10 protein-coding genes are annotated in these 11,026 nt (G+C 55.7%); 9 read left to right on the top strand and 1 reads right to left on the bottom strand.

Features of this window, described 5'->3' with window-relative positions; all coding sequences use genetic code 11:
• The 9 genes from phnE to VMW13_09905 all read left to right on the top strand — a co-directional run.
• The coding region (gene phnE / locus VMW13_09945) for a phosphonate ABC transporter, permease protein PhnE (GenBank protein ID HUV45137.1) at positions 1-533 on the top strand (533 nt) is incomplete at its 5' end.
• Positions 534-537: 4 nt separating this feature from the next.
• Entirely contained in the window at positions 538-1,224 is a 687-nt protein-coding gene (locus VMW13_09940; GenBank protein ID HUV45136.1) for a phosphocholine cytidylyltransferase family protein, read from the top strand.
• Between the two features lie 533 nt (positions 1,225-1,757).
• Positions 1,758-3,119: an MATE family efflux transporter gene (locus VMW13_09935; GenBank protein HUV45135.1), complete on the top strand. Its 1,362-nt coding sequence runs from the start codon at positions 1,758-1,760 to the stop codon at positions 3,117-3,119.
• 334 nt (positions 3,120-3,453) lie between these two features.
• Positions 3,454-4,362 (top strand): diacylglycerol kinase family protein, encoded by a 909-nt coding sequence (locus VMW13_09930; protein ID HUV45134.1) that lies wholly within the window; start codon positions 3,454-3,456, stop codon positions 4,360-4,362.
• A gap of 237 nt (positions 4,363-4,599) precedes the next feature.
• On the top strand, positions 4,600-6,570 hold the full coding sequence (locus tag VMW13_09925) for an FAD-dependent oxidoreductase (protein HUV45133.1): 1,971 nt from the start codon (positions 4,600-4,602) through the stop codon (positions 6,568-6,570).
• 49 nt (positions 6,571-6,619) lie between these two features.
• Positions 6,620-7,666: an electron transfer flavoprotein subunit alpha/FixB family protein gene (locus tag VMW13_09920; protein HUV45132.1), complete on the top strand. Its 1,047-nt coding sequence runs from the start codon at positions 6,620-6,622 to the stop codon at positions 7,664-7,666.
• A 15-nt stretch (positions 7,667-7,681) separates the two neighbouring features.
• Entirely contained in the window at positions 7,682-8,563 is an 882-nt protein-coding gene (locus VMW13_09915; GenBank protein ID HUV45131.1) for an electron transfer flavoprotein subunit beta/FixA family protein, read from the top strand.
• A gap of 100 nt (positions 8,564-8,663) precedes the next feature.
• Positions 8,664-9,110, top strand: a complete 447-nt coding sequence (locus VMW13_09910) for an OB-fold domain-containing protein (protein ID HUV45130.1) — start codon at positions 8,664-8,666, stop codon at positions 9,108-9,110.
• A gap of 75 nt (positions 9,111-9,185) precedes the next feature.
• The gene (locus tag VMW13_09905) at positions 9,186-10,313 is read left to right on the top strand and encodes a thiolase family protein (GenBank protein ID HUV45129.1); all 1,128 of its coding nucleotides are present in this window, start codon (positions 9,186-9,188) and stop codon (positions 10,311-10,313) included.
• A gap of 50 nt (positions 10,314-10,363) precedes the next feature.
• Here the strand turns inward: VMW13_09905 and VMW13_09900 are convergent.
• On the bottom strand, positions 10,364-11,026 hold a 663-nt coding region (locus VMW13_09900; protein ID HUV45128.1), incomplete at its 5' end, for an amidase family protein.

The following is an 11,026-nucleotide window of genomic DNA, read 5'->3' as shown; positions in this document are numbered from 1 at the left end:
CGCTCTCATTCCTGGCTGCCAGGAATATCATGCCCTACCGTCCGGTATATCAGGCTACCCGAACTCTGTTTGATGCCTGTCGCGGTATCAACGAGATTGTCTGGGCACTCATATTTGTCTCAATGGTTGGTCTGGGACCTTTCCCCGGTGTCCTAGCCCTCACCGTACACCTTCTCGGTGCGCTAGGCAAATACTTCTCCGAGACAATCGAATCCGTTAATCAAGACCTGGTAACTGCCATAGCCGCCACCGGCGCCAACCGCATCCAGACTGTTTACTACGGCATTGTGCCCCAGGTGAAGCCCCTGTTCATTGGTTACACCTTCTACTATCTGGAGCACAGCTTCCGCGCAGCCACCATTCTGGGGCTGGTAGGGGCCGGGGGCATCGGCATTGAGCTTATTACCAGTATTCGACTTTTCAAGAGCCAGGAGGTGCTCACCACACTAATAGTCATGGTGGTGACCGTAACCCTGATAGACCGCCTCAGCGCGTTCGTGCGCATGCGTCTAATCACAGGAGTGGAGAGCTGACAAAATGAAAGGCATAATCACAGCAGCCGCCAGAAGCCCCCGCTTGCTACCCCTCACCAAGAACACACCGGTAAGTATGCTGGAGGTAGCCGGGAGACCTATCCTTGACCACCAGCTCAACGCACTGCACGATGCTGGGGTCAGGGATACAGTAGTAATAACCGGGTTTTGCACCGACCAGGTGGAGGAATTCTGCCGGGGGAAAGCTACCTGCATCTACAACCCCTTCTATGAGGTCTGCAACGTGGCCATGAATCTATGGCTGGTGCGGCAGGAACTCAAATCGGGTTTCCTCCTGCTGTACGACGATACCCTATACCAGACAGACCTTATCCGGGAAGTCCTCGATCAGGGTGATAGTACCCTCCTGGTGGTCGACCCGAAGGGTCTTGATAAGGAAGCCGAAAAGGTGGTGCTTCAGCAGGGAGCGGTAAGCGCAATTGGCAAGGATGTAGAAGAGCCCTACGGCGAATTTATTGGCATGGCCAAGTTCTCATCAGATGTTATTCCGGTTCTGACCGAAGAGTTGGAGCAAATCGCCAGGACCAACCTTGATACTAGCTTCCCACGACTTATCCGACGTCTCATCGACAAGGGCCAGGAAATCAGAGTACATACTACTGACCGTCCCTGGATAGATATTGACTTCCCCAGTGACCTGGAAGAGGCGCGCCGGATTTGGCAACTGTAGGCCCGCAGACTCCCGTCTTATGGTAGCTGGGCCTTTACCGCCACCCTGCTGATGTTTGCCCTCCGGGATTACCGGTCCAGCGTCACCGAATACCGCTAACATAAAGGCCAGCCTCTCATGTACTGGTTCCAGGCAGCAGTACCGGAAGCTCCCATACATATGACTGCTACGTTATGTGAAGTATCTCCGGTAGTGGGGTGTACTGTACAGCAGGTAGAGCCTTTGCCCTGGCTTTCAGTCTCATCACCCTGCGGTCATCCCCTGAAGCTATCCAGGTTGCTCCAGTACCGGGAACTCCAGCTCAACAGGTGGCACAGTCAATGGGAAGAATTGCCCCCCGGGTGCATTTTCTTTCCCTGTCAAGTCTTGCCGATACGCCAGCACACCCAATAGTGCTCCACAGGTACAAGGTGACGAAGATATGCTAGTATTGGGTCATGTTCTCGGGAAACGTGGATATAGTGGAACGGTACTGTCCGGGGCGGATACTGGCAGCAAATTCGTGGACAGATTCAGAGAAGCAGTATTGGTAAATGAGCAGACCAGCGGCATTTGACAGGGACCTGACAAAAGGCAGCATCGTTGGCAACCTTTTACGGTTGTCCTGGCCCATGATGATAAGCAGTACTCTCAACATGTTGGGCCCGACGATTGACATGATATGGGTGGGCAAGCTGGGAACTGCCTCTATCGCCGGGGTGGGTGTTGCCGGTACCGCCGTTATGCTGGTGAACTCGGCGATGATGGGTTTTGTCGTTGGCGCGAGAGCCATGATCGCTCGCTTCATTGGCGAAGGGGACGCCAGCGGTGCCAATCATGTAGCCAGACAGGCCTTCGTTCTCAGCGCCAGTTTCGCCATAGTCCTGATGGCGGCAGGTATCTTCTTTGCCGAAACGTTACTAACCTTGATGGGGATGGAAGCAGAAGTCGTTTCTGAGGGTGCAGCTTACCTGCGTATATTGCTCGTGGGCTCACTGGCTATGTCCTTTCGGATGATGACTGAGGGAATCATGCAAGCCTCGGGGGATTCAATGACTCCGATGAAGATAGCCGTCTCCTTCAGACTCTTCCATGTAGCCCTTTGCCCCTTCCTCGTGCTGGGCTGGTGGATATTTCCCCGTCTGGGCGTCAGTGGCGCAGCGCTGACCAATGTTATTTCCCAGAGCCTGGGAATGGCATTCGGACTGTGGATTCTGCTCAGTGGACGGACGCGGCTGCGACTGACCCTGGGTGATTTTCGTCTCGACCCTGGTACGATATGGCGCATAGTGAAGGTTGGCATTCCTGCCTCTTTCACCGGTATGGGAAGGTCTCTTGGTCACTTTGCGTTGATGTGGATTATGGTTCCCTTCGGCACTGTGGCTGTGGCGGCTCACAGCCTGGGACAGAGGATTGAGGTCCAGCTATTCTTCCCGATTATGGGGCTGGGTGTCGGTGCTGGAGTGCTGGCGGGGCAGAACCTGGGGGCAGGTCAACCCGGGCGGGCGGAGAAGACTAGCTGGTTGGCAGTTGGGCTGGGGGAGGGCTTCATGGTCGCCTGTGCGGTGGTAATACTGCTGTGGGCTGAACGGGTAGTGGGCATCTTCAACACCGAGCCTGAGTTAATGAAACTGGCCAGCAGCTTTCTGAGGATAGCGGCGGTTGGTTACCTGGTGCTGGGACTGAATGCGGTAATGGGGCAATGCCTCTCCGGGGTTGGTGACACTGTACCACCGATGCTGGCTACCCTGCTAACCATCTGGGTAGTGCAAATACCCCTATCGTTGCTGCTGCCACGCGTTACCGATTTCGGCGTCTATGGGGTGCGGTGGGCTATGGTGGTCGGTATGGTTGCGGGGGCAGTTGCCTACGTAATATATTTCCGACTCGGCAGGTGGAAACGCAAGAAGGTCTGATGCAATCGTCCGGTACGAGAAATGTGATGACTCTTGAGGGTTGAGGTCATGTGCGGTAGTCCATACTGGTCCAGTTGGCGATTTCCTCTACTCCAGGTGATCTCGGTCAATATCGAGTAATCTCAGGGTCTCTCTAATATACTCACCGTACCCGTAACCTCAAAAGTGTATAGTATGTCCTGGACACCGGTATAGAGATTGACAACCGGGTGCCCTGGATATATTGTTAGTGACATGAGCGATGAGGGCCGGGAGGCTTCACCGCGATTGGAGAATGGCCGCGTGAACGGTCAGGGGCTGACTACAAGTAGAAACATTCGGGGGGATACTGCATTTGCTACACACGAAACTCATCGTTAACCCTGTTGCCGGAGCCGGCAGGACGTTCAAAAATTGGCCACATATCAGTGACCTGCTGAAGAGCATCGGACTGCGCTTTGAACACGATATCACCGAGGCTCCCAAGCACGCCATCGAGCTGGCCAGAGCAGCGGTCAGGAAAGGTTATGAACTCGTAGTATGCGTCGGCGGGGATGGCACGATAAACGAGGTAGTCAATGGTCTCTACGACAGCGGCGCTATTAAGGACGTAACTCTGGGCATCATCAGTACCGGGACAGGCAGTGACTACGTCCGCACCATTGGCATTCCTCCCCACTACGTGGACGCCTGCCAACGACTGCTGAATCCAACGAAGCTCCAGGTGGATATTGGAGTTGTTGAGTATGCCAACAACGGTGACCAGGTGAAGCGGCTTTTCGTCAACTTCGCCGGGTTGGGTTTCGATGCTGAAGTAGTCCGCGCAACCACACAGAAGTATAAAGCCCTCGGTGGTCTGCCGGCATATCTGCTGGGGTTGTTGACCACCCTCCTCTGCTACAGGAACAGAGATATAACCCTGAAGCTGGACGGTCAGGTGCAGGAGAAAAGGGTCTGTTCTGTAGTTGCAAGCAACGGAAAATACGGTGGGGGAAGCATGCTTGTGGCACCGGATGCCGACCCCACGGACGGACTGCTTGACGTTCTAACGATAGATGACCTGAGCAAACCGGACCTGCTGTGGTCACTTCCGCGAATCTACAAAGGCACGCACCTGACACACCCCAAGGTAACCATGACCAGGGCCAGAAAGGTAGAGGTAGAGTCCAGGCAGCGGATATTTCTGCAGGCGGATGGTGAGCTTCTCGGGGAGGCTCCGGCTCGCTTCAGTCTGCTCCCATCCGCCCTGAATATTGCCGTGTGAATACACTTATCCCTCGATATAGTGCCTGTCTACGCCCTCGATCATCTGCTTGACCAGCCATGATGTGACCTGTACAATAACTCAATACCCGGTTTCGGCCGATGATATGAAGCAGTTCTTCATGCACGCCTGGAACGGGACCAGAGCGGAATCAGGTTGAATCTCCTGTTCAGAAAACCACTATTGGAGCGACACTCCCGCCACAGATTGCGGGGATGACAATTAAGGAGGAACATAATGGCGCAGGAGTTTAAGACCCTCTTTTCACCAATCAAAATCGGCCCGCTGACAGTCAGGAACCGGATTTTCAGCAGCCCGCACTACCCCATGGGCTATCCCGAACGACTCACCGGCCTGCCCGGCGAAAGGCTCATCAACTACTGGGTCGCCAAGGCAAAGGGTGGCATCGGCCTTATCGGCACGTATCTGACGTCTATTGACCCCAGGAGGAATATCTTCCGGCAGCCGGGTGCGGTTGCGGCTTTCAAGCAGGCGGCTGATGCCGTACACGAGTACGGGGCGGGCTTAATCTGCCAGATTGCCCATTCCGGTGGACAGGAGGGCCTGTCAGGGGGGATGGAGGTTGCCTGGGCCCCATCCAGTATGCTGATGCCCAACATGCTCCTGGAACGTCGTATCAGCCACGAGATGACCAGGGACGAGATAAAGCAGACTGTTGAAGCCTATGCCTATGCTGCCGCAGTGGCCAAGGAAGCCGGCGCGGACGGCGTCGGTATCCACGGTTCTCACGGGTACCTGATTTCCGAGTTTATGTCCCCGTTCTTCAACCAGCGTACGGATGAATACGGCGGCAGCCTGGAGAACCGGATGCGATTCCCGCTGGAGGTCATCAGTGCCGTCAGAGACGCGGCGGGTGAAGATTTCGTGGTCGGTCTCAGGGTCAATGCCGAGGAGTTTGTTGAAGGCAGCTATACCCTTGACGACTTCTTGAAGATAGCCCCGCTCCTGACCAGGGATGGCAAGCTGGACTACCTGAACATCAGCGTCGGCACCTATACCTCCACGGCTACCGTCATCGACCCCATGTATTTTCCGCTCAGCTCTTTCGTGTATGCTGCCGCAGCCACCAAACAGGTCGTGGATATACCCGTATTCGCCCGGGGAAGGATAACCGACCCCGTTCAGGCGGAACAGATTCTGGCCAGCGGGCAGGCGGATATGGTTAGCATGGTACGCGCCTTCATCGCCGACCCGGAATTCGCCAACAAGAGTCAGGAAGGCCGGGTAGACGAGATAAGGCGGTGTATCGGTTGCAACGAGGGCTGCTGGGCACGGGGAACACGCGACCTTGTCATCGGTATGAATGTCGGTATGACGTGCACCATGAACCCGGCAGTGGGCCTGGAGGGAGTAACCGGCTGGGGAGAGCTTATCCCGGCACCTGACAAGAAACGGGTCATGGTGATTGGCGGCGGTCCGGCTGGCCTGGAGGCAGCACGTGTGGCCGCCCTGAGGGGTCACGAAGTGTCCCTCTATGAGCGTGGTTTTGAGCTTGGTGGGCTGACACTTGTTGCCGCCAAAGCCCCGGGAAGAGATGGCTTCCTTGACCTCGGACGGTACTATACATACCAGATGAAGCTGCTCGATATTGATGTCCACCTGGAATCCGAGGTAACTGTAGACACGGTCCTCCAGCAGGCCCCGGATGCTGTCGTCATCGCTACCGGTTCCGTTCCGTATATCCCTGATATTCCCGGTATGGATAGCGACAATGTCTGCGAAACCCGCCAGGTTCTCCGCGGCGACGTTGCTGCAGGAGACAATGTAGTCATCATCGGGGGTGACGAGCATATTCAGGCGTTGAGCACCGCCGACTTCCTGGCCGACCTCGGTAAGAGGGTTGAGGTGATATCCCGGGAGTACCACTGCGGGGCCACGCTGGAACCATGCACCAAGCAGATTCTCTACCAGCGCCTCTTCAGCAAAGGGGTTGTGCTTACTCCACACACCTGGGTAAGGGAGATTTCCGGGGATAGTGTCCTTACCTACAATATCTTCACCGGGGAGGAGCGTCGCATCAGAGGAGTAGATACCGTGGTCATTGCCTGCGGCGGACAGGAAGACAATGCCCTGTATCACGCACTCAAAGATAGAGTGAAGGAGATACACCTGGCGGGAGACGTTCACGGTGTCCGCAGAGTGCATGACGCCACCAGGGAAGGGGCAACCGCAGGGAGACTTTTGTAGACACCCACTCAGACTGTATACTGTGGTGAAAGGGGGAGCACTAGAAGCTATGTCCTCTACCGGTGGGGTCTGGGTCCTGGTAGAACACCGGGACGATAAACTGGAAGACGGTTCTCTGGAACTCGTTGGTCATGGCCGTGAAGTTGCTGGCAAAACAGGCCAGGAACTCGCTGCCGTTATCTTTGGAGAGATACCTGAGGAACTGGTCACGCAGCTAGCCCGATACGGTGCTTCGCGCGTCCTCTGTATCAAGCACCCGGCAGCGCCTGAACGTTCTGTGGAGATAGATACTCAGCTACTCTCGGCAGCTATCGAACAGCACTCACCCGACATGGTGCTGTCGCTGGAAAGTATTACCGGCGCCGACATTGCTCGAAGACTGGCAGCGAGACTCGGCACCGGTCTGGTCACAGCCTGTGACCGGCTGGATGTCGGCGAAGATAACCTGCTCGCAGCGGTCAAACCAATATACGGCAGTAAGGCATCGGCGACCATCATCTGTCCAACGAGCCGACCCCAGATGGCCACGGTTAATCCTGACGCTATTGACCTCAAAACACCCGATGATACGGCAAGCGCTGAGGTTGTGGTTCTGCCGGTCGATATCGACCTTGAAGACCCCGGGACGAAGGCAGTGGACTTACTTCGGGGCGACCCCCGATTGGTAGCCCTGGTCGAGGCGGAGATAGTGGTTGCCGGCGGAATAGGTCTGGGGAGCAGGGAGAACTGGAAACTTGTCGAAGAGCTGGCTGATGCCATTGGCGGTTCGGTAGCAGCCACCAGGCGGGCGGTTGATGATGAATGGATCACCAGTGACCGTCAGGTAGGTCTGACCGGGAAGACGGTTAGACCAAAGTTGTACATTGCCTGTGGCATATCGGGGGCCATCCAGCATACCATGGGAATGAAAGATGCCAAGGCGATAATCGCCATAAACACCGACCGTGAAGCCCCTATCTTCAAGATGGCCGATGTAGGTGTTATCGGCGACGTTCTCAAGGTATTGCCTGTTCTGACAGCGAAACTGCGTGAGGCGCTCAAGGACAAGCCCGAACCTGGAGCGGATGCAGTGTTTGAAGCACTGAGTAACCCCTAAGACATGAGGTAGTCTATGAACATAGTCGTCTGTGTAAAGCAAGTACCTGACATCGAAGGCAGGGTGGTCGTTGAGAAGGGAGTCATCTCTGTGCAGGCTATGGTATCGAGCGACGTAATGAATCCGCAGGACCTGCTGGCCATCGAAGAGGCGATACGCATCAAGGAAGAGAGCGGTAACGGCAAGGTAACTGTAATCAGCCTGGGGTCTTCCGAGACCGAAGAGACCCTGCGCAAGTGTCTCGCCCTGGGCGCTGACGATGCCGTCCTTCTGGACGACTCCGCATTTGTCGATGGTGACAGCTATGCCACCGCGTGTACCCTCGCCAGAGCTATTAGCCCTATTCCCCATGATATTATCCTCTGCGGGCAGAGGGCGGATGACAGCCAGTCGGGGCAGGTAAGTGCCTACCTTGCCAGGATACTTGGCGTTTCTCTTGTCCGAAGTGTTGTCAAGGTAGACATAGGCCCGGATTCAGGTAGTCTTGTTTTACAGAGGAAACTCTCCAAGGGAGACCGCGAAGTCGTGGAATGCAGTTTGCCAACGGTCCTGGCAGTAGAGACTGGCCTCAATACCCCCCGGAATGCTACAATAAAGGGAGTCCTCAAAGCCAGAAACAGACAGATACCGAGGCAGAACTGCGGCGACCTGGGGTTATCCCGGGAAGAGACAGGCGTGACCGGGTCAAGAACCAGGACCATGCGAATATCACCACCCAAGCCCAAGATGAAAGGCCTCTTCGTTCCCGACAGCAAGCTGTCTTCTGCGGACAAGCTGCGGGCAATCATGGGTGGCGGTATAGTCCAGAAGAAGAGTGACTACCTGGAGGGTGACCCCGACGATATTGCCGGACAACTGCTCCGCTTTTTCCGGGAGCAGAAGATAATCCAGAAATAGAAATTGTGCCGGCCGGATTGGGTCTACCGTAGCGGCCGGTGTGTACCGTGCATATCACGCCGTCTAGCTAAAATCAAGTGGAAAGGGATTGTATACCAGCATGAGTGAGACTGACAAAGAAGAGGAACGGAAGCCTGTACAGCGCGTTTCGGTCACAGAAACACGTCTGAAAATCTCCGAGGACGGTACCCAGGGAGTACTCCTCGGGAAGAAGTGCCAGGACTGCGGACAGACCTTCTTCGGTGCGCCGCAATTCTGCCTCAAGTGCACCTCTGCCAACCTGAAACCGGTGGAACTCACCGGCGAGGGCGTTGTCACTACCCATACCATTGTGCGGCAGGCCCCGCCGGGATGGCAGGGTGACGTCCCCTACCTCCTGGCCACAGTAAGAATCCCGGAAGGCCCTCACATAGCTTCGGAGGTTGTGGACTGTCCTGAAGAAGACCTCAAGGTGGGACTGGCGGTCGAGTTGACCATGAGGGTGGGCGGTACAGACAAGAATGGAAACGAGATTGTCGTCTATAAATGGCGTCCCAGGCCGTCTTGATAGCCCTTATATGATACTGACCGTAACACCAGAATCCGTACTAGAAATAGACTTACCAGGAGGCAAGACATGGTTATGAAACCCGGACGTGAAGTAGTTATTGCCGGTGTGGGACTGCACCCTTTCGGCCGGTTCCCGGATAAATCAGCGCACGACCTAGCCAGAACGGCCGTCCTCGAAGCCCTCGATGATGCCAGGGTAGGGTACAAGGATATTCAAGCGGCCTATTTCGGGCATGTGTATTACGAGGGTATGTCCATGGGAGAGATTATCCTGGGACAGCTTGGCCTTACCGGAATACCGGTTATCAACGTGGAGAACGCCTGTTCCTCCGGTTCAACCGGTCTCTGGCTTGCCTTCTGGGCGGTCGCTACCGGCCAGTTTGACATCGTCCTTGCCTTTGGCGCTGAAAAGGTGCCACGTGGCCCGGTAACCACTACCAGCAGTGATAGTCCTGAACGGCTCATCGGTGCCGATTTCATGATGGCCGCTTATGCCCAGATGATGCGCCGATACATGTCCGAGTACGGGGCACCGGTAGAGGCTTTTGCACAGGTATCGGTAAAGGCGCACAAGAATGCGTCCATGAATCCTTATGCCCACCACAAAAAGGTATTCACCCTTGAGGACGTACTTAATTCCCGCATGATTTCCGACCCCCTGACACTCTTCCAGTGCTGCCCTACCAGTGAGGGTGGCTCAGCAGCGATTATTTGCGCCCGCGAGGTAGCCGATAAGTACATCAAAGACCCTGACCGTCTGGTTACGATTATTGGTACTGGATTGCGCACCACCAAATTCGGCGATAGTGATGAGAGCGACCAGATTGCGGCTGCCGGTAGAGAAGCCTACGAAATGTCCGGTGTGGGGCCAGAAGATGTTGATGTGGTCCAGGTACATGATGCCGGTACCAGTGGTGAACTGCTCGGTATAGAGTCACTGAAGCTTGTTGAGAAAGGCCAGGCCTGGAAACTGGAGATGTCCGGCGGTACTGAGATCGATGGCAGTTTGCCGGTCAATACTGATGGTGGATTGCAGGGCATGGGTCATCCGTTCGGCGCTACCGGTATCCGTATGATTCACGAAATTGTCACGCAGCTAAGGGGTGAAGCTGGTGACCGGCAGGTTAAAAAGGCCAATATCGGGCTGGCGCAGTGCTCCGGCGCGGGCGGAATCGCTACTGTGTTCCTGCTGCGCAAGTAACGTGCTACCGAAAGTAGCACGGCTACCTTCGGTAGCACGTCGATAGCACGTTAGCCCAACGGGGGATACCTGTCTGCCCACGGCGCTGCCCGTTCAAAGGCAGCGGCCGCTTTCAGCACGGTACCTTCGTCGAAACGACGCCCCACAATCTGTAGCCCGACAGGTAAACCATCATCTGTCCAGCCACAGGGTACCGAGGCTGCCGGTTGTCCCGTTATGTTAAATGGATAGGTAAATGGCATCCATCCAAGGGGAGCCGCCCTCTTTCCGGCGATTTCCCTCGGTCCTGAAATGCCAATTTCAAACGCAGGGACTGCGACTGTCGGTGTCAGTAGCAGGTCATAGTCCGCGAAGAACGCCTGTATATTGCTCGAGTATTCGATGTTCCGAACGCGGGCCTTGAGATAATCCGTGGCCAGCATATTCAGGCTGCGCTCAATGAAACGAGCGAAGTCAGGCGTGATACGGTCCCTGGACTTTTCCATTTCACTCCCTGGAAAAGTCGCCACGCTGGCGGCTACCTGCGCAGAGAATGAGTCCTGTGGACTATCGGTGTCGGGATTGGCAGCCTCGACAACACAACCGAGCCCGGCAAAGGTCTTTACGGCGGCTTCGGTTACTTTGAGCACCTGTTCATCAACAGTAGCGTAGCCGAGGTCCGGACTCCAGGCCACTCTCAACCCCTTCAGATCGCCATCAAGCAGTGGCAGATA

It is taken from the genome of Dehalococcoidales bacterium, from assembly GCA_035529395.1.
Lineage (GTDB): Bacteria > Chloroflexota > Dehalococcoidia > Dehalococcoidales > Fen-1064 > DUES01.
This window is presented reverse-complemented; position numbering and strand designations above follow the sequence as displayed.

Coding starts and splice junctions, on each gene's coding strand:
- VMW13_09940 (HUV45136.1), top strand. CDS start 538: ATGAAAGGCATAATCACAGCAGCCGCCAGAAGCCCCCGCTTGCTACCC.
- VMW13_09935 (HUV45135.1), top strand. CDS start 1,758: ATGAGCAGACCAGCGGCATTTGACAGGGACCTGACAAAAGGCAGCATC.
- VMW13_09925 (HUV45133.1), top strand. CDS start 4,600: ATGGCGCAGGAGTTTAAGACCCTCTTTTCACCAATCAAAATCGGCCCG.
- VMW13_09920 (HUV45132.1), top strand. CDS start 6,620: ATGTCCTCTACCGGTGGGGTCTGGGTCCTGGTAGAACACCGGGACGAT.
- VMW13_09915 (HUV45131.1), top strand. CDS start 7,682: ATGAACATAGTCGTCTGTGTAAAGCAAGTACCTGACATCGAAGGCAGG.
- VMW13_09910 (HUV45130.1), top strand. CDS start 8,664: ATGAGTGAGACTGACAAAGAAGAGGAACGGAAGCCTGTACAGCGCGTT.
- VMW13_09905 (HUV45129.1), top strand. CDS start 9,186: ATGAAACCCGGACGTGAAGTAGTTATTGCCGGTGTGGGACTGCACCCT.